The sequence below is a fragment of the Luteimonas aquatica genome (genome assembly GCF_022662575.1).
Classification (GTDB): domain Bacteria; phylum Pseudomonadota; class Gammaproteobacteria; order Xanthomonadales; family Xanthomonadaceae; genus Luteimonas; species Luteimonas aquatica.
Genome location: NZ_JALBFU010000001.1, coordinates 846,642 through 871,016, shown reverse-complemented (window position 1 = coordinate 871,016; position 24,375 = coordinate 846,642). Strand labels below are relative to the sequence as shown.

Genomic DNA, 24,375 nt, shown 5'->3' with positions numbered 1-24,375 from the left:
CGGGGAGAGCGTCATGAGCAGCAACAAACCGAATCCGCGCAAGCGCGCGCTCTGCATGGCGATGGGGCTGTGCCTGGTATCGCTGACCACAATGCCTGTCATGGCACAGAACACAACTGGCTCCATTGTTGGCCGCGCCGAGCCGGGTTCGCAGGTCACGATTGTTAATCCGCAGACGGGCTATACGCGCACCGTGACAGCCGACAGTCAGGGGAATTATCGCCTTGCCCTGTTGCCGACTGGCGGTTACACGCTGCAGACGAGCAAGGATGGAGTGCCTGTCGGCGATGCCGTTCCTGTCACGGTGACGCTTGGCAATGCCACTACCGTCAACATTGGATCAGCTGGAACCACCAACCTGGATGTTGTCCAGGTGAAGGGGTCGCGTGTCATCAATGCTGTGGACGTGACGTCCACCGAATCCGCGACCAATGTGACTCGCGAAGAAATCGCGCGACTTCCCGTAGATCAGAGTGTCGGATCAGTGGCGCTGCTGGCGCCCGGCGTGGTGCAGGGCAAGTCTTCATTGGGGGCGCAAGGGTTGTCTTTCGGTGGATCCTCCGTCGCCGAGAACACCGTTTACATCAATGGGCTCAACGTCACCGATTTCTACAACAGGGTCGGCTACTCCTCGGTCCCATTTGCGTTCTACCAGGAATTCCAAGTGAAGACTGGTGGTTATTCTGTCGAGTTTGGACGTAGTACCGGTGGCGTGATCAACGCGGTCACTCGCTCGGGCAGCAACGAATTCAAATCCGGCGTTGAGTTGACCTTCGAGCCTCGCGCATGGCAATCCGCGGCAAAAAATCGATACTTGCGCGGAGGAGGACGCTATATCGCAGCCGATCAGGATGACTACACCCGCGCCAAGTTCAACGCCTATGCGTCCGGACCGATCATCAAGGATCGCTTGTTCTTTTTTGCTATGTACGAAGCGCGCGATTATCGTCCGAGAAGCACCAACGACGCCGGTAGTGTGTTCAATTCTGGTCAAGCAAACGATCCCTTCTGGGGCGGTAAGCTCGATTGGCAGATTACCGATCGTCACTCCTTGTCGCTGTTCGGGTTTTCGGACAAGAACAATACGGTAACGGACGTCTACGATTACGATTTCGACTCTGGCGTGCGGGAGGGCCAAACCAACCAACTCGTCCAGGACAATGGAGGAAAGAACTGGGCGGCCACTTATACCGGAAACTTCACTGATAATTTTTCCATGAAGGCGCTCTATGGCGAAAATGACCGGGAGCGTTCGGCAAGTAGCGCAAATGACGTTGAATGTAACCGAGTGTTTGACAATCGCTCTCTAGACGATGGGGTTCCTGAGGATTTGCAAGGGGATCGCGGTTGCACGACGGCGACCGAGGTCGTGACGGCAACGGACAAGCGTAAGGCGGCCAGGCTGGATTTCGAATGGAGCCTCGGCTCGCATCTGTTTCGCTTTGGCGCCGATCGTGAAGAGAATACGTCGGAACAGGATCGCTACTATCCCGGTCCGGGTCGAATCCGTTATGACGTATATCGTCGCACCCCCGGAGCGCCGCTCAATGGCGGTCGGGTTCCGGCAAGCGGCCTTGTGGTTCGCACGCGACAAAACGAGGTTCAGGGTTCTTTCAAGTCGATCAATTCTGCGCTCTATATCGAAGACAACTGGTCGGTCACGGAGAATTTGCTGCTGAACATCGGGTTGCGCAAGGAAGCGTTCGACAATCAGGACAGCGACGGCAGAAGTTATATCGAAATGGACGATATGTACGCGCCGAGATTTGGCTTCTCCTGGGATATGAAAGGGGATGGGGCAACCAAGGTTTTTGGTAATCTCGGTCGTTACTTCCTGCCGGTCGCAAACGTCATCAACATCAAGCAGGCCGGAGCGTTCCTAGACGAGCGCCGTTGGTACGAATTTTTAGGCTATCAAGACCTGTTGAGCTCCAGTTACGGTCGAGCGTACGCCTTGCCGATCTTGGGTGGTCAGATTGGCGGCATCGACAACTCGCAGGGTGACGGTACGGTGGGAGATCTGCGCTCGGAGGTCGATCGCGACATGGATCCGGTCTATCAAGACGAATTGATCCTCGGATTCCAGACCATGATCAACGAGAAATGGTCCTGGGGCGCAAGCGCGACCTATCGCAAGCTGAACAATGCGATCGATGATATGGAGATCAGCGCCACGGGTGCATGCGGCGAGGATGGGTATGTCGGGTTCGTGATGGCCAATCCTGGCAAGAAGGTCACGGTCTGGGGGGATACCGATTGCAACGGGAGTGCCGATGGATGGATCACGGTTGACACGGCCAGGGAGGGGTGGGCGATGTACCGTCAAGATGGCGTCGATGGCGATGGTGATCCCATCATGACGTACATCGGGCAGCGCGGATGGGGTAAGCCGAAACGTTCCTATGCTGCCTTGGAGCTGCAGATCGATCGGGCATGGGATGAAAAGTGGGGATTCAATGCCTCTTACACGCTCTCCTACAACAAAGGTAACGCCGAAGGGCCGGTCAATTCTGATACTGACTTTGCTGACACCGGGCGTACAGAGAATTTCGACAACCCTTGGGTCAATTATCGAGGGTCGGGTTATCTGGCAAATGACCACCGGCATCAGTTCAAATTTCGCGGGAGCTATGCCGTCACTGAAAATCTGACGGCTGCGGCATCGTTGAACGTCCAGTCTGGCGCCCCGATCACCGCGTTTGGGGCAGGCAACCCCTTTGATACAACGGATTTCCACAGCTACTACATTTGCGTGGAGAACTGCAATTCGACCTATTCGAACGAGCGCGTCTACGTGCACTCCCGAAGGGGCGGTGAGGGGAGGACGCCATGGGTCTACAATCTGGATCTCAGCCTGGCCTACAAGGTGCCGATCCCCACTGACCTCCGAATCAAGTTCGCTATTTACAATGTGCTCAACCAGCAGCGGACATTGGGTGTGGATCAGGACCTCCAGCCTCAAGACAGTATCGGCACGTTCAATCCAATGTACGGATATGGGCAGTCGTTCCAATCCCCTCGGTATGCTCAGTTGGTGGTGAGCTGGAACTTCTGAAGGCTGCCGTGCGCGATTGGCTGATTGGCCCGGAAATTCCCGGCAACGGATCGTTGCCGGGTCTCGGCCGATTGGCGGCGGCCGTGGATATTCGACGCCTGTCCATGCTGGCGGCAATGTTGCTGTTGGCATGCCTCACTGCGAACGCAGCACCCCAGAAAGAAGCGGTTGATTCCGCTTTCGATGATGCCATGACCCGTTATCAACTGCCGGGTCTTGCCGTTGGCGTTGTCGAGAACGGAGAGGTTGTTTACATTCGCGCTACTGGACGGCAGCGTGGCGGCGGCGGTCCCGGCATCAATAACGAAACCCTGTTCAAGATAGCCTCCAACACCAAGGCCATGACCGCCGCGGTGCTGGCGCGGCTGGTCGATGCGGGCAAGCTGAAGTGGGACGATCCGGTGACCAAGTATCTGCCGGATTTCCGGATGCACGACCCGTGGGTCACGCGGGAGCTGCAGGTGCGCGACCTGCTCGTCCACAACAGCGGCCTGGGCGCCGGTGCCGGCGATCTGATGCTGTGGCCCGAACCGAACCGGTTCACGCGCCAGGACGTGCTGCATGGGCTCCGTTACCTGAAGCCGGCGTACAGCTTCCGATCGCGCTACGCCTACGACAACACCTTGTACATCGTGGCTGGCGAGGTGGCGGCCGCCGCGGGCGGGATGCCCTACGAGGCATTGGTGCGCAAGGAGCTGTTCGAGCCGCTGGGAATGACGCGCTGCCAGGTCGGCGAATGGCGGCGCGACGAGGTCGGCAACGTGGCGCAGCCGCATGTCCTGAGGGACGGGCGCTACGTGCCGGGGCGGACCGACGGGGAAACGGTCCCTGCCATTCCGATGGCGGCGGCCGGCGGCATCCGCTGCGACCTCGACGACATGCTCAAGTGGGTCTCGATGTGGCTGGCGCCGGAGAAGACCGGCCTGGTCGCCGGCAAGCCGTGGCTGTCGGCCGAGCAGCGCCAGGCGGTCTGGTCGGCGCAGACGATCATGCCGCTCTCCAGGCGCATGCGCGAGTGGGACGGCAGCCATTACTCCGCCTATGGCTACGGCTGGCGCCTGGCGGATGTCGACGGCACGCAGAAGGTCTCGCACACCGGAACGCTCTCGGGAATGTACTCGGCGGTGACGCTGTTGCCGGAGAAGCACGTCGGCTTCGTGATCCTGATCAACGGCGACGCCGAGGAGGCCAGGACGGTACTCAATCAGGTGCTGGTCAAGCACTTCACGGCGCCGGAGCAGCAGAGAACGGTCGCTTACTACGCGGACCTGCTCGATGCCGAAGCACGCGCCCCGGGGGCGCGCGCCGCGGCATCCGACGCCACGAAGGCCGAGACGGGCCGGCCGGCGACCGTCGCGGAGCTGCGCGAATTCCTCGGCGTCTATCGCGATCCCTGGTTCGGCGAAGTCGATCTCTGCCCGGCCGGGGCAGGAGTCGAATTCTCGGCCCGCAAGTCGCCGCGGGTGAAGGGCGAAGTCCGGAGCGCGGATGGACGCTGGCGCGTGCACTGGGGCGAGGACGGGCCGGACGTGGATGCCTGGCTGGAGTTCGCGGCGTCCGCCGGCGGCGTGGCGCTGAAGATGTCGAAAGTCGATCCGGATGGCGATTTCAGCAACGATTTCGAGGACCTGGCGCTCGAGCGGACGGGGATCTGCGGGCCAGGCGAATGAGGCGATTGTCCGATGCGGTGTTGATTGTCGCGATCGCCTTATCCGGTTGCGCCAGCGCGCCCGAGGCGCGGGCGCCCCGGATCGCTGCGGCCGACACCGCCGACGCGGCGGGATTCGCCAGCATGCGGGCGCTCGTTCCCGACATCCGCATGGAGATCCGCTACGCCGGCACCCACAATTTCGTCGGAACCCGGATCGAAGGCTACGAGGCGCCCGAGTGCTATCTGCTGCGGCCGGTCGCGCAGGCGCTGGCCAGGGTGGAGCGGACCTTGCGCGAGGCGGGCCGGCGGTTGCTGATCTACGACTGCTACCGCCCGGTACGGGCGGTCGCGCATTTCATGCGCTGGGCGGGCGATGCGCGCGATCAGGCGCGCAAGGCCGAGTTCTATCCCGAGCTCGACAAATCCCGGCTGGTGCCGCAGTACATCGCCGAGCGTTCCGGGCACAGCCGCGGCGCCACCGTCGACCTGACGCTGCTGCGATGCGATGCCGGCGGCAGCTGCATGCCGATGGACATGGGAACCGGCTTCGACTACTTCGGCGAGCTCGCGCATACGGACTCCCCGAACGCGACGCCGGAGCAGCGCGGCAACCGGCATGCGCTGCGGGCGGCGATGGAGCGGGAAGGGTTTCGCAACTATCCCGACGAATGGTGGCATTACACCCTGGCGCCGGAGCCGTCCCCGGAGACGGCCTACGATTTCCCGGTGCGCTGACCGGATCGCGCCTCGTCGGCGCCGGGCGAAGCCTGCGGCCGGTCAGGTGTCGCGCTCGACGAGCATGCCGGCCTCGAACTCCAGCGGGACCACCGGATTTCCGCCGCCCGATCGGGCCACGTGCGAGAGATAGATGGCGCTCATCAGTCGCGCGGGCACGAGGTGGTCGTCGATGTTCGATCGCAGCTGCGCCCGTTCGATCCTGCCGGCGACGAAGAGGACGAACTCGCGCAACGCCTCCTTCTTCACCTGTTCGATGTGCAGCCGGCTGTCGTCGAACTCGGCCAGGTCGCCGGCGCGATACAGGCGGTAGGGCTCCGCCCCGCCGGTGAGCGCGGTGTTGCGGAATATCTTGACGTCGAAGTGATTGTTGCCGCCCGCGCGCCGATCGGCCGGGGCGCTGCGCTCGTGCCTGTCGCTCGCCTGCCGGGATTCCAGGACCACGGTCTGGTACGGCCCGCAGACGATTTCGTGGGTCTCGTGCTTGACCCGCCCGGCCGCCTTGTACAGGTCCGGGCGCGGCCATAGCCAGTGGCGGCGCGAGAAGCCGTTGTGCCGCAGATCGATCTGCGCCTGTCCGATCAGGTCGCCGCCGGCGCCGAATTCGATCAGGGCCTTGGCGTCGATTTCGCCCAGCTTCGGCGAGCGCGACGCGACTTCGGCGTCGGAATGCAATCCGGCGCGCACGTATTCGGCGCCGAACAGCCGCTCGTATTCCCGGCGCGGGATCTGCTTCACGAATCCCGCCGGCTGCAGCAGGCTCGAATAGACCGATGCCCGGTCGGGCGCAGTCTCACGGGTATAGCCGGCCTTGAAGAAGCGGTAGACGGCGTCGAGGATGTGGTAGCCGGAATGGGAAATCTTGCCGTAGCCCTGGTTGAAAGGGTGGTAGCGCATCTGCAGGATTTCGCTCGGGAAGCGCCACTGCCCGTCGCAATGCGAGGAGGAAACCGAGGTGACGGGACAGCCGGTGAGGTCGCGCACCTCGCGGATCAGCGACAGCGCCAGGTCGAACGCAGGATGCCAGCGGCGATGGCTGTTGACGACCAGGCAAAGTCGCCGTGTCCCCGCGGCGCGCTCGTAGTGGGCGAGAATGTCGTCGGCATCCTCGGCGATCAACCGCGCCTGCGCAGCGTCGCTGACGGCGTTCGCGCGGGTGGTGACCGGCTTGTCGAGGAGGACGCTGAGGCCGCGCGCGAGCGCCCAGAGCGCGTAGGCGCGATGGCTGAGCGGCTCGGTGCTGATGATCACCGCATCGATGCGGCGCCGCCTGGCGAGGCCGTCCAGCCCGGATGCGACTTCGTCCGGAAGCTCCTCCTCGAACGGGGGCACGAAGACCGCATCGGCGTCGAGCCGTTCTGTGCGCAGCAAGGCCTCGATCCGATCGCGCTCGCCTTCCAGTTCGACGATGCCCGAAAGCCTGACGTCGACGCCGTCGTGGCGTGCCAGTTCGTCGACGTGCCGCACGTAGGTGCGCTGCGCATGCGGTCCGAGTCCGATCAGCAGGATGTTGATGGGGCCGTGAGTGGCGCCGGTCGAAGCGTGGGCGGTTGAGGTGCTGGAAGTCATGCGTGGCACGGGCGCTTGACGGGGCTGCGGAATCCGGCCTTGTTCCGGCCTCGCACAAAAAAACCGGCGAGACGATCGCCGGCCCACTTTGAATCGATGCCGCGGAGCATACACGAACCGCTTCCTGCCGGGATGCGGCGGAAAGCGGTTCGGATGGAGGAATGGCTCGGGGCGCGTTCAGCGTTCGCGCGTGCCGCGCTCAGTGATGGCGGGTGTCGTCGTTCTCGCTGCCGACGGTGCCGTCGCGATCCTGGTCGCGTCCGGACCGGTTGGGGAGGCGGGTCTTGGCGGCTTGCTCTTCACGACGCGAATCGCGTGGCGGGGACGTGCCGGGCAGGCGGCCCTCGGGAGGATGGTGCTGGCGGCGTTCTTCGGTTCGATGCTTGCTCATGTGGATACTCCTGTGGTCGCTCTGTCGGGGGAGGTCGGAGCGAGCGACGGCTCCGGGTCAGCTGCTTTTCTTCTTCGCGCGGGTACGGGCGGCTTTCTTGGCGGCAGCCGAACGTCCCTTCGCTCCCTTGGTCCTGGCGGCTTTCTTGGCGGCCGCCGAGCGCTCGCTCGCGCTGCGCTTGCTGGCCGCGGACTTGGTCTGGCGCGACAACGCCCGCTTGGAAGCCGACTTGCTTCCGGCCCGCTCCAGGGCCTTCTTCGTGGCCGCGGAACGCTTGCGCGAGGGTGCTTTTTTCTTGGCGGTCTTCTTGCCCGCCTTCAGGTCGCTTTGCGCCTTCTTGCGGGTCGACGCCTTGCCTTTCTTCGGCGCGCCGACCTTGACGCCGGCGCGGCGCGCCTTCGACAAGCCGATGGCGATCGCCTGCTTGGTGGATTTGGCGCCATGCTTGCCCTCGCGGACGTGTTCGATTTCCTCGTGGACGAATTCACCGGCCTGCGTACTGGGCGATTTGCCTTCGCGCTTGTCTTTCCTGGCGCGGTCGAGTGTTTTCTTCTCGGGCATGTCTGGCTCCCGTCGTGGGTGAGTGGGGTCCGGCCGATCGATGCGTGCCTGGCGTGGAGCAGGCCACGCTGCGGTGGATGCCTTGGCGTCCCGGGGCAGGCTCGTAGGATGCAGCGCCCGCGGGGGGCAACCTCGGCGAGGACGCAGCCGCGCTAGCGCGGGATGTGTCGTTTCGGCCGGCCTGGAGGCAAATTCGCATTGCGTGTCATTGCACGACCACCATCCCGGGGCCGGCGTTATCGCGGCGCGAAAAAAAGATCGAAGGAAGCGAATGCGGGCGCGGGGAATGAATTGCCGCACGCGCCGGTTGCGAATGGGTTCATGAACGGCACATGCCTTGCGGCGCCTGCACGCCGCGGGGACGCTGGGCTGAACGGCGGCAGGGTGAGGCGGCATGTCTCCCGGGCCGGAGAGACCATCGCGCGGAGGAGGCGGGCGGCGATTCCTTTCACGACAAGGATTTGGGCCGAACCTTTCGGGACATGGGGGAGGACGGCAGGGACACGCGGAATGCACGGGCCTTGTGATAGCGTGCCGGAAAATGGCGCATAATCGGAACAGGCCCTGCCGTCGCTTGGTGGCAGCCTCCTGCGAGAGGTCTTCCGGTTCGGCAACTTCTTCCCAAGTATTGGGGGCACTATGGCTACGCTACACCGCACTCTTGCTTATGTGATCGCCGCGGGCGCCCTGGCCCCGACGGCCAATGCAGCCCTGGCAGAAGACGGCGGCCCGATCATCTCCGACGGCCATGGGTTCAAGAAGACCGAGGGCCTGGGCGCGCCTGCGCCGGTCGCGCCCAATGTCAGCATCGATCCGACGTGGTTCGTCTACAAGTTCGACCGCGAAGGCATCGAATACCTACAGGTGAACGATCGGGCAGGCAACGTTCGCCTGGTGCTGGGCGCCATCGACAACATCGTCTGGACCCTCCCGCTGGGAGATCAGGCGAATCAGGTGTCCACCTCCTTGCAGCAGCAGGCGATCCCGGCCGATGCCAAGCGTTCGGTGGTCTATCACTCGGCCGAATTCGATCTGGTGGCCTATACCGGCGCCAATGGCGTGGTCGTCTGGGCCGTGGAAACTTCGACCCCGTAGACCCGCACGATCGGGTCTTGACCGATACGGGGAGCGCGGCAACGCGCTCCCTTTTTTGATTGATTTACATGGGCGCCAGCGGCGTGGCCTGGGCCTGCTGGGCTGCGGAAACGCCGGGCATCGCGGTCGCATAGGCAGCACGCTCGGCCCTGGCCGGCTCTGCCAGCAACAGGCAGATGCGGTTGCGGCGGCAGCGGACGCTGCCGCCGTAGGCGAGTGCCCGTCCCGAAAGGGCCTCCGCGGCACGCTCGGAAATCTCCTCGCCCAGGGTGCGGGAGTTGTCCAGCAGCGACACGCTCACCACGATGCCGCGGTAGCCGCCACGGCGCCCGCAGCGCGCGCGGACCAGGATCGAGCCCGATTCCTGCTCCAGGAGCAAGGCGACCGCGTCGCTGATGCTGCGATAGGCCGCCAGCTGCAGGCCCAGGCCGAGCTGGCAGGGGTCGCCCTTCAGCCGCGGCGTGGCCAGGCGGCCGGTCTGGTCCCAGACCTCGGCGATGGCACTGGATTCCAGCACGAGGTACAGGCCGTAATGCTCGATCTCGGAGGGGTAGACCAGGCTCAGCTGTTCTCGGAACAGGCGCGACTGGATCACGCTGGTGCGCAGCATGTCCATCGCCGCGGCATGGTGGCCGCGGCCCTGCAGCCACTGCACCGCCTTGCGGAAGGAGATGTCCATGTCCTCGCCGATGATCTTCATCCGGATCGCGCGTTCGCGCATCTCGCGTTCGGTGGACAGGATGCTGGTGCGGGCGATGGACATCGCCTGCTTTTCGACCTGGCGCTGGGAGGTGAATTTGCGGTAGTGATGCGAGATCGTCGAGCCGAACCAGAGCAGGGCAGTGCCCGCCACCGCCAGGATCTCCTGGACGATGAATGCTTCTGCGTAATTGGTGTAGTCGCGGGCTTCTCCGCCGTTCACGGTCAGGCCGATGGCCAGGTTCACGGCGATCACGCCGATCGCGGCGCCGCGCCAGCCGTGCAGGCAGGTCAGGGCGATCGCCGGCAGCACCATCAGGATGCGGATGCTGTTCTTCTGCAGGATGTCGCTGCTGGAGAACTGGACCAGGTAGACGCTCAGCAGGGCGATGATCGATACCCCGACGAAGGCGTCCCAGCGCAGTTTGCGCGAGGAGGCGTAGGGCAGCCTGCGCTGCTTCCACAGGATCGCCAGCGGCCCGAGGATGAGGATGCCGAGGTAGTCGCCGATCACGAACTTCAGGGCTTTCTCCCACGACACCGGCTCGCCGGCCGGGGTCATGAGGAAATAGGTGCTCGCCAGGTTGAGCGCGGTCACGACCACCGCGGCCAGCGCGGCCACGGACAGGAACCATTCGTAGCGCCCGGAAATCCGCAGCTTCTCGTGCTTGTGCACGATGTAGGCCACGATGGGCATGAGCAGGGCGGACGCGCCGACGAACCAGGCGAGGCCGTACATCTCGATCTTCGGATAGCGCAGATAGGCGAAGGCCGCGTACTCGCCGACCAGCAGGTAGGGCCACAGGCGCAAGGGGAAGAGCAACAGGGCGGCCACGCGCAGGCCTGCCGGCAGGTACCACTGATCCGCGGACAGCTGGCGCAATGCCAGGTAGCAGATCGCGTAGGCAACCGCCAGCAGGAGGCCGCTTGGCCTCAGGCGAAGGTGAAGTTCCTTTTCCAACCAACCAAATCGCTCTGACATCAGCCCCCCTTGGCGCTAATGGTGTGTCAGGGGCATGTTATGAAACCGCGAAGACACTGCCCCGGGAGAATCCATTCCTACAGGCCCTGGCGTCAAGCCGATGTCATCGTCGACCGATACGCCGATCGCCGAGTTCCCGGATGAATACGCACTCCCGGCGCGGCGGGCGTTTCCCGAACGCGAAATGGCATGACGCAGGGCACGGATTCGAGGTGACCCGATCCCTGGTAGACGCATACCTTTGCGGTTGAAAAGGAATGGTGGGAGTCGCCCGGCTGGGCATCATCGGGCTGTCTCATAAGAGATTGAGACTCTTGGCGGCGGGTCGCCGTGCCGGCCGTCCATGGCGGGACTATGCCCTGGGCGAGGATGAAAGAAACATGCTGATCGCGGACGCTGCCGCCGGTAGCGAAGTGCGGGCGAGGGCGTTTCGGGCGAGTACCGGTTCGGGCGGACGGCGAATTCGGCGATGCCAGGATGGCGTCTGGATGGCGATCGGCCCCCCGACTTTCGCCATGCGCGGCTTCCGGCGCGGAATGCAAGAGTGTCGCTCCAGCCGTGGGGACGTGCCGGGAAGGATGGCTCCGCGATATGCGCACACCGTCAGGAGCCTGCCATGCCTACCCGCCGTGAATTGCTCAAGCTCAGCGCCCTCGCCACTGCCGCCACCGCGCTGCCGTCACTGGCCTCGGCGGCGAGCGCGCCGGCGCCCGTCGGCAAGGCAGCCAAGCCGCTGAACATCCTGATCCTGGGCGGGACCGGTTTTACCGGACCGTTCCAGGTCGCCTACGCCTTGGCGCGCGGGCACAAGGTGACCCTGTTCAATCGCGGCAAGAAGCCCTCGCCGGAATGGCCGGGCACGGTGGAGCAGCTGCACGGCGACCGCAACACCGGCGACCTGAAGGCGCTGCAGGGCCGCAAGTGGGACGTGTGCATCGACAATCCCACCAGCCTGCCGTTCTGGGTGCGCGATGCCGGCAAGGTGCTGAAGGGCAACATCGGGCACTACCTCTTCATCTCCACGATCTCGGTGTACGCCGACGGCAGCAAGCCCGGCATCGCCGAGGACGCGCCGCTGGCCGTCTACAAGGGCAAGGACGCGATGGCGGAAACGCAGGAGACGCTGCGCGCCGATATGGAGAACCTGTACGGCTCGCTGAAGGCGCTGAGCGAGGCGGAGGCGCGCAAGCAGTTCGGCGAGCGCGTGACCATCGTCCGCCCCGGCTACATCGTCGGGCCGCGTGACGAGACCGACCGGTTCACCTATTGGCCGCACCGCGTGGCCCAGGGCGGCGAAATGCTGGTGCCGGGCGACGGCGCGGACCCGGTGCAGATCATCGACGGGCGCGACCTGGGCGAATGGATGATCCGGCTGGCCGAAGCCGGCACCACGGGCGTTTTCAACGCCTGCGGTCCGGACTATTCGCTGGGCATGGACGCGATGCTGTACGGCTGCCAGGCGGTCACCGGCGGTCCGGTCGGTTTTACCCATGTCACGCCCGCCTTCCTCGAAGAAAAGAAAGCGGAGTTGCCGATCTGGGTGCCCTCGCGCGACAACCCCTATGCCGGCTACGGGCAGGTGAGCAACGCGCGCGCGATCCAGGCCGGACTGAGCTTCCGTCCGCTCGCCACCACCGTGGCCGATCTGCTGGCCTGGTTCGGCGCGCTGCCCGCCGACCGCCAAGCCAAGCTGCGCGCGGGCATCACGCGCGAGCAGGAGGCCGAACTGCTCAAGGCCTGGCGGGCGCGGCAGGGGGCCTGATCGCGCTGCTGCCGGGCGCTCGCTAGCGGTTGGCCGCCGGACCGTTCACACCGGCATAGCCGTTCGCGCAGCCGCTGGTGCAGGTGGTGGACAGCATGTTGTAGACGATGCGGCCGGCGTTGTTCTTGGAACGGAAATGGCCGACGCCATTGCTGGTGTCGCCGCCGCCGGCGTTGTAGGGGCTGCCGTCGGCCCAGTCCCAGTCGTAGGCGTAGGCGCTGCTGCCGAAGCCGATGTCGACCTGCGCCTTGACGTTGCCCGCGGCGTTGAACAGGGCGCCGTCGCCGCAACCGGCCGCATAGCTGGTGGTGAAGCAGTGCACCTGGTCGTAGCGGCCGGCGGTGATGGTGTAGAACGCCACGGACGGGAACATCGACGGCAGCGCGCGCAGGCTGTCGCTGCCGCTCCCGGTCCAGCGGTTGTAGCCGTAGTAGGGCGCGCCGGTGCTGGGATAGAAGCCGAAGGTATAGAAGTCGTAGGGCCAGACGTAGGCCTCGGCGTTGCAGGTCGGCGCGTACGGCGACTGGTAGCCGGAGCCGTAGCAGGTGTTCAGGCCGCGCAGGCCGCCGCCGATGTTGACGAAGCGGCGCACGCTGCCCTGGTTGCCGTAGTAGCGCATCGTCGCCAGTGCCAGGCTGCTGCCCATGGAGTGAGCGACGATGTCGACCTGGCTGCGTCCGGTGTAGGCCTTCACCTTGTCGATGAAGGTCTTCAGGACCTGGTACCGGGCCGGCTCATGGTAGTTGTACTGCGGGGCCTGCCGTTCGTCGGCGTCGAGGTAGGTGATGCCGAACAGTTCGCAGTCGTTGTAGCCGCGCGCTTTCAGTTCGTCGTACGGCGAGAGCGTCGGGGCGGTGTAGCCGGCGACGGCGCCGGGCGGCATGTCGAAGCTGATCGCACTGTCGCCGTTGCCGGGAACGAACACCACCGGTGTCCGGGTGGCCGCGCAATCGCCGCCGCCGAAGCCGCCATGGCCCACGCCGGGGCTGAAGCCGCCGGCATACTGCGACGCGGCGCCGGTGCAGACGAAGCCGTTGTTGGCGCCGCAATCGAGCGCGCGCGCCGGCAGGGACGCGATGGCGGCGAGCAGGCCGGAGGCCGCCAGTACCGCCGGCAGCAGGCGCGTCGGCGCGAGAAGGCATCGAGGGAAAAGGCCGCGAGTCATGGTGGATCTCCAGGCTGGGTGTCGAACCGGGGAGACAGCCACTGGATGCTGCGCCCGCTGCGCGGCCACGGCCATTGCACGAAAGGGCATGACGCGCCGCGTCATGCGTGCCGCGACGGCGCGCGGTTTCCCGCGAAAGGCGATCGCGAGGCCGGTACAATTGCCGGCCCCCACCGGCCTTTCCGCCCCATGTCCGACGCCCCTGTTTGCCCGCTTTGCGCGCTCGATCACACCTACGCCGACGGCGCGCTATGGGTCTGCCCGGATTGCGGGCACGAATGGAGCGAGGACGACCCGCCCGGCGATGCCGCCGGCGTGGTGCGCGACTGCAACGGCAATGCGCTGGCCGAAGGCGATACCGTGGTGGTGATCAAGGACCTGAAGGTGAAAGGCAGCTCGATCCCGCTCAAGCAGGGCACGGTCATCCGCAATATCCGCCTGGTCGAGGACGATCCGGCGCACATCGAAGGCCATTCCGACAAGATCAAGGGCCTGGTGCTGAAGACCTGCTTCCTGCGCAAGGCATGAGCGCCGGCATCGCGTGGCCGATGCCGTGCGCGGTGCAATGACTTCCGACACTGTCGTCGCGACGGGCCGGGCACACACAGTGCCGCGCTGGAAACCGGGAACAAGGATCGTGTCATGCGGAGTTCGACGCGCACGCGTGTCGTAGCGGGATGGTTGCTGTCATGCGTCGTGGCGCTCGGAGCGCCCGCGCAAGCGCTGGCCGGCGCGGCCAAGGCCGAGGACGGCTGGATCGCCACCTGGGGGGCGGCGCCGGTGTCCGAAGGCGCGCCGCTCGAAGCGGGATCGATCCGGCAGGTGGTCCGGACCAGCATCGGTGGCTCTGCGGTGCGCATCCGGCTGTCCAATCTCTTCGGCGACGCGCCGCTGACCCTCGGCCCGGTGCGCGTGGCCAAGGCGGCCGACGGCTCGGCCATCGTCGAGGGTTCCGGCCAGGCCGTGACCTTCGACGGCAAGCCCACCCTCACCCTGGCGCGGGGCGCGAGCGCGCTCAGCGATCCGGTCGCGCTGCCGGTCGGCGCGCTGGAGCGCATCGCGGTCAGCCTGTACCTGCCGCAGGGCGCGAAGCGGCCGACCATCCACGGCGCGGCGAGCCAGGACGCGTTCTTCGCGCCGGACGAGGCCACGGCCGCGACGGCATTCCCCGCGGGCGAACCGGAGGACAGGCGCTACTTCCTCACCGACGTGGAGGTCGCCGCGGCGGCCGGCGCGCGCGCCATCGTAGCCCTGGGCGATTCGATCACCGACGGCGTCGGCTCCACCCAGAACGGCGACGCGCGCTGGCCGGATCTCCTGGCCCGCAGGCTGCAGGCCGATCCGGCCCTGGCGGACATCGCCGTGGTCAATTCCGGCATCGCCGGCAACCGCATCGTCAACGACGGCGCGGCGCCGTACCGCGGCCCGAGCTCGCTCTCGCGCCTGGATCGCGACGTGCTCGACAAGCCCGGCGTGCGCTGGGTGCTGTTGCTGCAAGGCGGCAACGACATCTCCGCTTCGGACGTGCTGGCCGCGCCGGAGCAGAAGGTGTCGGCGCAGCAGATCATCGACGGCATGAAGACGCTGATCGCGCGGGCCCATGCGCGGGGGCTCAAGATCTGGGGCGCGACGCTGCTGCCCAGGGCGAACACCGAATTTCCGGCGCCGCCGACGCCCGCGGCGCTGGCCAAGCGCGAGCAGGTGAATGCCTGGATCCGCGACTCGGGCGCCTTCGACGCGGTGGTGGACTTCGACAAGGTGATGCGCGATCCGGCGCATCCCGATCGCCTGCTGCCGGCCTTCGACAGCGGCGACCACCTGCATCCGAACGATGCCGGCTACAAGGCCATGGCGGAGGCGATCGACCTGACGCTGTTCGACGCCGGGAAATAGGCGCCAGGCGCGACGCGCCATCGCCGCGCCCGGCCGCCGTGCGGCCGTTTCGCGGCCGCGGTGGTTGACGGCGCGGTCAAAACAGTTTCAGATCGCTTCCGCATCAGGCAAGGACATGGTCGAAGTCGGGCGCGTTCGGTGCCCGCGCGTCCACGAGCCGCGGCTTCAGGGGGGATGTGCGATCGAACGCGATGCGCCGCAACGGCGTGCCGCGGCGACGGACACAATTCCGAAAAGCTGGCTGCCCGCACGGGCAGGGGAGAGGGGCATGATGACGATCCGCAAGACGATGCTGTCGGCTGGAATCCTCGCGGCGCTGCTGGCCGCCCGGGCGCAGGCGCAGGAGCAGGTCCAGGAGCCGCCGCAACAGGCGCAGGCGCCCGCCGCGCCGCAGGCGGTCCAGGATCCCACCGAACTCGACACGGTCGTGGTGCAGGGCATCCGCGCCAGCCTGCAGAGCTCGCTGCAGACCAAGCGCAACGCCGACGCGATCGTGGAGGCGATCACCGCCGAGGACATCGGCAAGTTCCCCGACAAGAACGTCGCCGAATCGCTCTCGCACATCCCGGGCGTCACGGTCGACCGCAATTTCGGCCAGGGCGAGCAGGTCAGCATCCGCGGCACCGAGCCTTCGCTCAACCGCACGCTGCTCAACGGGCAGACCATCGCCTCGGCGGACTGGCAGATCCTCGACGGCCCCGGGCGCACCTTCAACTACACGCTGCTGTCGCCGGAGATCGTCGGGCGGCTGGAGGTCTTCAAGTCGCCCGAGGCGCGCATCGACGAGGGCAGCATCGGCGGCACGGTGATCGTCTACACGCGCCGCCCGCTCGACCTGCCGGCCAACACCATCAACGCTTCGCTGGGGCACGCCTACAACGACCGCTCCGACGACAGCTCGCCCAGCGTCTCGGGGCTCTACAGCTGGAAGAACCCCGCCGAGAGCTTCGGCTTCCTGTTCTCGGCGCTGTATTCCAAGGAGGAGCTGCGGCGCGATGGCGTGGAGGTCTTCAGCTTCCCCACCGTGGCCTCGACCACGGCCGGCGGCGGTTTCCCGACCGTGACGGGCGACGACCGCAACGCGGTGTTCCCCAACGCGATCAACTCGGCGATCTTCCAGCAGGAACGCACGCTGCGCAGCTTCACCTTCGGCCTGCAGGCCAAGCCCAGCGACACGTTCGAGCTCAACCTGACCGGCGTCTACATCAAGGGCCAGTACAACAACTACAACCAGAGCCGCTACGCCTTCACCAACTGCGGCACGCCCGGCGCCTGCGCCAGCTCGGTGACGGCGGCCACCATCCGCAACGGGCTGGTGACCGACGCGCGCGTCAACAACGGCCTGACCCTGCTCGACGCCATCGACCGCGAGGCGCAGGTGAAGACCTACTCCGTCGACCTGCGCGCCGACTGGCGCGGCGAGGGCTGGAACGCCAGCGCGCAGGCCGGCACCACCAAGGCCGACGGCGGCACGCAGAAGCAGAATTTCCTGGAATTCGCCGGGGTCGGCGGCTACGACTACCACATCGGCGAGAAGTCGGCGTCGGTGGACTTCGACAACGATCCGGCCGATCCGGCCAGCATGGGCGGCATCGCCCTGGGCGAATTGCGCGCGCAGCCGACCCGCGACAAGGAGCACTACCTGCAGGGCGACTATTCGCTCAACGTCGACTGGGGCCCGGTGAGCCAGCTGCTGGTCGGCGCGAAGTACCGCAAGCACGAGACCGGGCAGACCGACCGGATCGCGGCGGTCGATCCGGCGCGGCTGTCCGGCCTGTCGCTGGCCGATTTCTACGGCGGCACGACGCCGGGCGACTTCATGGACGGGATCGATGCCGGCGGCGGACTGACCGACTGGGCGATGGCCGATCGGCTGGGGCTGCGCAAGTTCCTGCGCGGGCTGCCCGAGGCGGGCGCGCTGGCCGAGCGGCCGGAAGGCAGCTTCGACATCGAGGAGAAGATCGGCAGCGCCTACGCGCAGCTGAACTTCGGCTTCGGCGACCTGCGCGGCAACCTGGGCGTGCGCTACGTGCGCACTCAGCAGACCAGCGTCGGGCAGACGCGCACGCCGCAGGGCCTGTTTCCCAACAAGTTCGACAAGACCTACAAGGACTGGCTGCCGACGCTCAACGTCGCCTGGGACGCGCGCGAGGACCTGGTGCTGCGCCTGGCCGCCGCGCGCTCGCTGGCGCGCGCCAACTTCGACGACCTGTCCTCGTTCATCGTGCTGCGCGACACGGTCAACACCGGCACCGGCGGCAATCCGGACCTGGAGCCGTACCGCGCCAACAACTACGACCTGTCCGCGGAGTGGTACTTCAGCGAGACCGGCATCCTGGCGGCGACCGCGTTCTACAAGGACATCGACACCTTCATCATCAACCAGAGCGCCAAGGAGCTGCAGTTCAACGTCACCGACGGGCAGTTCGAGACCTATGACATCACCCGTCCGCGCAACGGGCGGGGCGGGCGGCTCTACGGCCTGGAACTGGCGTTCCAGAAGAGCTGGGATTCCGGCTTCGGCATCATGAGCAACTACACCTATTCCGAAGGCGGCACCAGCGGCGGCCTGGAAGTGCCGTTCAATTCGAAGAACACGTTCAACATCACGCCGTTCTACGAGAACGACCGCTTCTCGGCGCGGCTGACCTACAGCTGGCGCGACAAGTATTTCCGCGCCATCGGCGTGGACGGCGCGGTCACGACCAACGACGACTACGCGCAGGTCGACACCAACCTGACGTACCGCGTGAACGAGTACCTGGAACTGAGCCTGCAGGGGCTGAACCTGCTCGACGAGACGCAGTACCGCTACGCCGGCAAGGAGGACCGGCCGCTCGGCCTGTACCGCAACGGGCGGCGCTACTTCATCAACGCGCGGGTCAAGTTCTAAGATGGCGCGACGGCCGCTGACGGGACGCGCTCTTGATTGAACAGGTGATCGGGCCGGTGCGCGGACGCATGCGGCGCGGCCTGCCGGTGCTGGCCGCGGTCCTGCTGACGGCGTTGTCGGCGGGGGCGAGCCCGCGGCCCGCCGGAGCGCAGGCGACGCCGGGCGCGGCGACGGCGGCACGGGCGGCGAGCCTGCGCGGCCTGTCCGAAGCGGACCGGCGATGGGTCGAATCGACCTTTGCCGGGCTCGACCTGGACCGCAAGGCGGCGCAGCTGGTGTTCGTGAAGACCGAGGCGCGTCCGCGTCCGGCCGACGCCCCGCCGACCGCGCAGTTGCTGGCGCAGGTGCGCGAGCTCGGCATCGGCGGCCTGGTGCTGTCGCGCTCGGAGTTCGACACGGTGGTTCCCTACCTGGACGGCATGCAGGCCGCCGCCGCCGTTCCGCTGTTGGTGTCCGGCGACTTCGAGCGCAGCGTCGGATTCCGTGTCGACGAGGGCACGGTGCAGCTGCCGGGCACGATGGCGATCGGCGCGCTGTCCTCGGGGGCGGAGGAGGCGGCGCGGTTCGCCGGCGAAGTGACGGCACGCGAATCGCGCGCGCTCGGCGTGCAGTGGGTGCTGGCGCCGGTCGCCGACGTCAACGTCAACCCCGCCAACCCGGTGATCAATACGCGCTCCTTCGGCGAGGAGCCCGAGCGCGTCGGCAAGCTGGTCGCGGCCTTCATCCAGGGCGCGCATGCCGCGCGCACGCCGGTCATGACCTCGGTGAAGCATTTCCCCGGCCACGGCGACACCGCGGTGGACAGCCACTACGGCCTGCCGACGCTGGCCGGCGATCGCGCGCGCCTGCGGCGGGTGGAGCTGGTGCCGTTCCGCGCGGCCATCGCCGCCGGCGTGGATTCGGTGATGCTCGGCCACCTGCAGGTGCCGGCGCTCGATCCCAGCCAGTCGCCGGCCACGCTTTCGAGGCCGATCGCGACCGGTCTGCTGCGCGACGAGCTCGGCTTCCGGGGGCTTGCGGTCACCGACGCCATGGACATGCGCGGCGTGGCCGGCGTGTGGGTCGGTGCCGCCGCGGTGCGGGCGATCGCCGCGGGCGCCGACGTGGTGCTGATGCCGCCCGATCCGCGCGTGGCGGCGCAGTCGATCGCCCGCGCGGTGCGCGAGGGGCAGCTGCCGCAGGCGCGGCTGGACGAGGCCGTGCTGCGCGTGCTGGCCGCCAAGGCGCGCATGGGACTGCACCGGCAGCGCATGGCCGATGCCGTCGCGGCGCGCGGGCTGGCCGGCCGCAGCGACGACCAGGCGCGCGCGGACGCGATCGCGCGCGACGCGATCACGCTGGTGCGCAACGCCGGCGACGTGTTGCCGCTGCCCGAGGAGCGGCATCTGCGCATCCTGCATCTGGTGGTGGCCAGCGACGGCATGGACGATCCGGCGGACGCGTTCGAAACCGAGCTCGAGGCGCGCCGCATTCCGGCCGATACCGTCCGCGTGGCGGCCAACCTGCCCGCGCCGCAGCGCGAGGCCCTGCTGGCGCGCGCCAGAGACGGCTACACGCACGTGCTCGTCTCGCTCTATCTGCGCGGCGGCGCGCGGCTCGACGAAAGCCAGGCGGCGCTGCTGAACGCGCTCGGCGCCTCGGGCGTGCCGAACGCGGCGATCGTCTTCGGCAGCCCCTACGTGACGCTGCAGTTGCCGCAGGTGCCCGCGCTGCTGTGCGCCTGGGGGCCATGGGCGACCAACCAGCGCGCCGCCATGCAGGCGCTGCTCGGCGAGAGCGCCATCACCGGCCGCCTGCCGGTCACGCTGCCCGGCGTGGCGAAGGTGGGCGAGGGCCTGCGCATCCCGCGCCGCGCATTGGCGCTCGAAACGCCTGCGGATCCGCGCAAGGCCGCAGTCGAGGCGGGCTTCCGCCCGGACGGCCTCGATGCCGTGGCCCGCGTACTCGACGAGGCGGTGGCGAGCGGCGCGTTCCCCGGCGGCGTGATCGCCGTAGGCCATCGCGGCCGGCTGGCGATGCTGCGGCCGTTCGGGCGGCAGACCTATGCCGTCGACGCGCCCGCCGTCGCCGCCGACACGCTCTATGACCTCGCCAGCCTCACCAAGGTGATCGCCACCACCACCATGGCGATGATGCTGGTCGACCAGGGCCGGCTCGACCTGGACGCGCGCGTGGCCTCGTACCTGCCGCGGTTCGTCGACGGGCCGGGGCAGGCATCGGACAAGGACGCGGTGACCGTGCGCCAGCTGCTGACCCATTCGGCGGGCCTGCAGGCGACGGCGCAGCTCTACCGCGATACGCAGGGCAGGCAGGCCTTCCTCGAACGCATCGAGGCGATGCCGCTGGCCTACCGGCCGGGCACGGAGAGCCGCTACAGCGATCTGGGCGTGATCCTGCTCGGCGAGATCCTGGAGCGCGTGTCGGGCGTGCCGCTGGACACGTTCGCGCGCGAGCAGGTGTTCGAGCCGCTCGACATGCGCCAGACGCGGTTCTTCCCGGAGCCGCCGCCGTCCGACGTGCTCGCGCGCATCGCGCCCACCGAGCGCGACCCCTGGCGCGGGCGCGTGGTGCGGGGCGATGTGCACGACGAGAACGCCTACGCCATGGGCGGCGTGGCGCCGCACGCCGGCCTGTTCTCCACGGCGGGCGACCTGGCCCGTTTCGCGCAGATGCTGCTCTACGGCGGCGTGCTCGACGATGCCGGCGGCGCGCGCCAGCGCATCGTCTCGCACGATACCGTGGCGCTGTTCACCCGCCGCGACGGCGCGGTGGCCGATTCCACCCGCGCGCTGGGCTGGGACACCAGATCCCCCGAGGGCTCCTCGGCGGGCAGCCTGTTTTCGGCCGACGCGTTCGGCCATACCGGATTCACCGGGACATCGCTCTGGATCGATCCCGAGCGCGAGCTGTTCGTGGTGCTGCTGACCAACCGCGTGCACCCCACGCGCGAGAACAACCGGATCCGCGAGGTACGGCCGGCCGTGGCCGACGCGGTGGTGCGCGCGCTCGCCGCGCCGTGATCGAGGAGGAGCCGCAATGCCCGCCATGACCGAACGCCTGCGTGGCCCGCTGCTGGGCGCGTTGCTGGGCCTGCTGGCCGCCTGCGCCACGACGCCGCCGACGCCATCGGCAAGCGGCGCCGCGCCGCAACGGGACGTCCTGCAGCTGCTGGGCATCGTCCCCTCGGCCGAGTCCGAGGACTACGTCCGCAACAAGACGCAGTTCCAGCTGCACACGCTGACCACCGAGCAGCGGCACCCGCGCACCTGGGACCTGAGCGAACGCATCGCGCACGACACCGCCGAGGGGTTGCGGATGCTGTTCTCGGTGGACGAGGACATCGCCGCGCGCCTGGACACGCTGGCGCGCGAGCCGGCGCCGTCGATGCTCTCGGCCGCCATCGAGAAGGCGATGCTGGAGCGGCGCAGGATCTACGTCTACGGCACCGGCGCCACCGGTCGCCTGGCCAAGGAAATGGAAAGCACGTTCTGGCGCCCGTTCTGGCGCCGCGCGCTGGCCGATCCGGCGATCCGCGCCAAGCTGCGGGCGCATCTGTCGGAGAACATCGCATCCGACCTGGTGGGCGAGATGACCGGCGCCGACCGCGCCCTGATCAGCTCGCTGGAGGGCTTCGAGGACCTGCAGTTGATCGGCCGCCTGCAGCTGGCCGACCATGGCATCGGCAAGGGCGACGTGGTGATCGAGGTGACCGAAGGCGGCGAGACCTCGGCCGGCATCGGCACCGTGCTGGGCGCGCTGGACCAGTGGCGGCTGACGCAGGGCAAGCCGGCCCCGGACTACGATCCCGCAGCGGCCGCGGCGCACCTGTTCTTCGTCTACAACAATCCCGATCGCGTGCTGCTGCCGTTCGAGCGCAGCCGCGAGGTGATCGAGCAGCCCGGCATCACCAAGCTCAACCTGACCACCGGCCCGCAGGCGATCACCGGTTCGACGCGCATGCAGGCGACGACCATCGAGACCTTCGTCATCGCCCACGCATTGCAGGACGCCGTGGCGCGCGTGCTCGGCCGCTTCCTGGACGCCGGCGAGATGGCGCGGCTCGGATTCGCGGGCGAAGACGACCTGCGAGCGCGGCTGGCGCGCTTCCCGCGGCTGCTCTCCTCAGCGAAGGCCTCGGTGCCCGAGCTGGCCAGGCTCACCGACCTCGAATCCGATACGTATCGCGACGGCCGCTTTTCCACCTATTTCGCCGACTGCGGCCTGATCACGGTCTTCATCGATAGCACCGAGCGCAGCCCGACCTTCCGCCTGTTCCCGCTGGATACGGTCAAGGAGCCGGCGCGCAAATCCTGGATCCAGGTGTGGACGCCGGCGCGCGACGCCGGCGAGGCCTGGCAGGGCATGCTCGGGCGCCCGTTCCGCGGCCTGCAGGCCGAACGCTACCGCGAGCCGTTCGCGACCCGGATCGACGATCCGTACCTGCGCAACGCCGCGCTGGAAAGCCTCAAGCGCGCCGGCGACGAGCAGCAGGCGCTCTACGATTTCTCGTTTTCCGAGGCCTCGATGCGCCGCAGCGGCCCCGCACGCGGCGATCTGGGCGTGATGGTGGCGGTGGGGGACGAGGCGCGCGCGCTGGGCGAAAGCGCTTCGCCCTTCGGACGTTTCGGCGCGGCATTCCAGGCGCGTGGCGCGCGCCTGGGCATCGTGCACGTGGGCGAGGAACAGGTGCCGGCGTGGCCGGGCGCGGACGCGATCGTGCACGTCGCGGTCGGCACGCGGGACGATCCCTTCGGCGTGGACCAGCAGATCGCGCTGAAGATGCTGCTCAATGCGCACTCCACCGCGGTGATGGCGCGCCTGGACAAGGTGGTCGGCAACACCATGACCCATGTCAGCCCGAGCAACCTCAAGCTGATCGGGCGGGCCACCTACCTGATCCAGTCGCACGTCAACGACGTGCTCGCCGATCCGGGCTGGACGCGGCGCTACGGCGAGCGGCCGCCGCTCGGCTATGCGCAGGCCAACGCGGTGCTGTTCGACACCATCGGCTTCGTGCGCACACGCAAGAGCGCCGGCGACCAGGGCGCGGCGGAAGTCTCGCTGGCGATCGTGCGCATCCTCGAATCGCAGCGCCTGCAACGCGCCGTGTCCTACGAGGAGGCCGCCGAACGGCTGCGCTCGGGCGGCCTCAACGGCTATCTGTCGGCGCTCACGGCGCGCTAGCGCATCCCTCCGCCGCATTCCTTCCCTGGAGCCTGGCATGACCGAACGCCGCGATGCGCAGAACACGGGCGAGTCGCCCTCGCTGGCCGCCTGCGCCGACAATCGCCGCACCGTGGAGGTGTACGAGCGATCCGCAACGAGCTACGTGCAGCGCATCGCCTCATGGCCGAGCGGCGTCGACGAGCAGGCGCTGCGCCGCGTGGCGCAGATCGCGGGCGAGGTCGGGACGGTGCTGGAGGTGGGCTCGGGCGCGGGCTGGGACGCCGATTTCCTGGAGTCGCTGGGCGTCGCGGTGCGGCGGACCGATGTCACGCAGGGGTTCCTCGAGTTCCAGGCCGGGCGCGGCAAGCGGATCGAGGCGCTGGACCTGCTGCGCGACGATCTCGGCGGTCCCTACGGCGCGGTCGTGGCCCTGTACGTGCTGCAGCATGTCGGTCGCGACCTGACGCCCGGCGTCCTGCGCAAGGTGGCGGCGGCGCTGCATCCCGGAGGCGCGTTCCTGGTGTCCGTGCAGGAGGGGACCGGGGAATCGTGGGAGCACGGCAAGTTCGGCGAGTACCTGGTCGTGCGGCGCACGCTGGAGGAGCTGGAGGTGGCGCTGTCCGAGGCGGGCCTGCGGCTCGACTGGCACGCGCACAACGTGAGCGAGGACGGTCCCTGGTGGATCGTGGTCGCCCGCAAGTCCGCCGATGCGGGCGGGTGAGGCCCTCCGCCTCCGGCCGGATTGACGAAGGATATTT

At 67.5% G+C, this 24,375-nt stretch carries 16 protein-coding genes; 11 read left to right on the top strand and 5 right to left on the bottom strand.

Going from position 1 to position 24,375, the window contains the following annotated elements:
• Positions 1 to 13: 13 nt before the first annotated feature.
• The 3 genes from MD221_RS04015 to MD221_RS04005 are packed head-to-tail and all read left to right on the top strand — an operon-like array spanning position 14 to position 5,441.
• Positions 14 to 3,055, top strand: a complete 3,042-nt coding sequence (locus MD221_RS04015; protein WP_242108006.1) for a TonB-dependent receptor — start codon at positions 14 to 16, stop codon at positions 3,053 to 3,055.
• 8 nt (positions 3,056 to 3,063) lie between these two features.
• Positions 3,064 to 4,725, top strand: coding sequence for a serine hydrolase (locus MD221_RS04010; protein ID WP_242108005.1), 1,662 nt, complete (start codon positions 3,064 to 3,066; stop codon positions 4,723 to 4,725).
• Positions 4,722 to 5,441 carry a M15 family metallopeptidase gene (locus MD221_RS04005; RefSeq protein WP_277928877.1) on the top strand — a complete coding sequence of 240 codons (720 nt, stop codon included), beginning with the start codon at positions 4,722 to 4,724 and terminating at the stop codon, positions 5,439 to 5,441. Before MD221_RS04010 ends, MD221_RS04005 begins: the two co-directional genes overlap by 4 nt.
• Before the next feature lie 42 nt (positions 5,442 to 5,483).
• Here the strand turns inward: MD221_RS04005 and MD221_RS04000 are convergent, their stop codons facing one another.
• From MD221_RS04000 to MD221_RS03990, 3 genes are all read right to left on the bottom strand, one after another.
• Positions 5,484 to 7,010: a Gfo/Idh/MocA family protein gene (locus tag MD221_RS04000; protein WP_242108001.1), complete on the bottom strand. Its 1,527-nt coding sequence runs from the start codon at positions 7,008 to 7,010 to the stop codon at positions 5,484 to 5,486.
• A gap of 199 nt (positions 7,011 to 7,209) precedes the next feature.
• Positions 7,210 to 7,401, bottom strand: coding sequence for a hypothetical protein (locus MD221_RS03995; RefSeq protein ID WP_242107999.1), 192 nt, complete (start codon positions 7,399 to 7,401; stop codon positions 7,210 to 7,212).
• Between the two features lie 57 nt (positions 7,402 to 7,458).
• Positions 7,459 to 7,962: a DUF6496 domain-containing protein gene (locus tag MD221_RS03990; protein ID WP_242107997.1), complete on the bottom strand. Its 504-nt coding sequence runs from the start codon at positions 7,960 to 7,962 to the stop codon at positions 7,459 to 7,461.
• 639 nt (positions 7,963 to 8,601) lie between these two features.
• Between MD221_RS03990 and MD221_RS03985 the strand changes: the two genes are divergently transcribed.
• Positions 8,602 to 9,057 (top strand): hypothetical protein, encoded by a 456-nt coding sequence (locus MD221_RS03985; RefSeq protein WP_242107995.1) that lies wholly within the window; start codon positions 8,602 to 8,604, stop codon positions 9,055 to 9,057.
• A gap of 64 nt (positions 9,058 to 9,121) precedes the next feature.
• Here MD221_RS03985 and MD221_RS03980 read toward each other — a convergent pair whose 3' ends face one another.
• Entirely contained in the window at positions 9,122 to 10,717 is a 1,596-nt protein-coding gene (locus MD221_RS03980; protein WP_242107993.1) for an MASE1 domain-containing protein, read from the bottom strand.
• A gap of 637 nt (positions 10,718 to 11,354) precedes the next feature.
• Between MD221_RS03980 and MD221_RS03975 the strand changes: the two genes are divergently transcribed.
• The gene (locus MD221_RS03975) at positions 11,355 to 12,500 is read left to right on the top strand and encodes an NAD-dependent epimerase/dehydratase family protein (RefSeq protein WP_242107991.1); all 1,146 of its coding nucleotides are present in this window, start codon (positions 11,355 to 11,357) and stop codon (positions 12,498 to 12,500) included.
• A gap of 22 nt (positions 12,501 to 12,522) precedes the next feature.
• Here the strand turns inward: MD221_RS03975 and phaZ7 are convergent, their stop codons facing one another.
• On the bottom strand, positions 12,523 to 13,665 hold the full coding sequence (gene phaZ7, locus MD221_RS03970; RefSeq protein ID WP_242107989.1) for an extracellular native short-chain-length polyhydroxyalkanoate depolymerase PhaZ7: 1,143 nt from the start codon (positions 13,663 to 13,665) through the stop codon (positions 12,523 to 12,525).
• A gap of 189 nt (positions 13,666 to 13,854) precedes the next feature.
• On the opposite strand from phaZ7, the gene MD221_RS03965 reads away from it, so the two are divergent.
• The 6 genes from MD221_RS03965 (at position 13,855) to MD221_RS03940 (ending at position 24,338) form a co-directional block, all read left to right on the top strand.
• Positions 13,855 to 14,193, top strand: a complete 339-nt coding sequence (locus MD221_RS03965) for a zinc ribbon domain-containing protein YjdM (RefSeq protein WP_242107987.1) — start codon at positions 13,855 to 13,857, stop codon at positions 14,191 to 14,193.
• A 168-nt stretch (positions 14,194 to 14,361) separates the two neighbouring features.
• Entirely contained in the window at positions 14,362 to 15,558 is a 1,197-nt protein-coding gene (locus MD221_RS03960; protein WP_242107985.1) for an SGNH/GDSL hydrolase family protein, read from the top strand.
• A gap of 268 nt (positions 15,559 to 15,826) precedes the next feature.
• Positions 15,827 to 18,451, top strand: coding sequence for a TonB-dependent receptor (locus tag MD221_RS03955; RefSeq protein ID WP_242107982.1), 2,625 nt, complete (start codon positions 15,827 to 15,829; stop codon positions 18,449 to 18,451).
• A gap of 32 nt (positions 18,452 to 18,483) precedes the next feature.
• Positions 18,484 to 21,471, top strand: a complete 2,988-nt coding sequence (locus tag MD221_RS03950; RefSeq protein WP_242107980.1) for a serine hydrolase domain-containing protein — start codon at positions 18,484 to 18,486, stop codon at positions 21,469 to 21,471.
• A 16-nt stretch (positions 21,472 to 21,487) separates the two neighbouring features.
• Positions 21,488 to 23,635 carry an N-acetylmuramic acid 6-phosphate etherase family protein gene (locus MD221_RS03945; protein ID WP_242107977.1) on the top strand — a complete coding sequence of 716 codons (2,148 nt, stop codon included), beginning with the start codon at positions 21,488 to 21,490 and terminating at the stop codon, positions 23,633 to 23,635.
• Positions 23,636 to 23,672: 37 nt separating this feature from the next.
• The gene (locus tag MD221_RS03940) at positions 23,673 to 24,338 is read left to right on the top strand and encodes a methyltransferase domain-containing protein (protein ID WP_242107975.1); all 666 of its coding nucleotides are present in this window, start codon (positions 23,673 to 23,675) and stop codon (positions 24,336 to 24,338) included.
• The last annotated feature ends 37 nt before the right edge of the window (positions 24,339 to 24,375 follow it).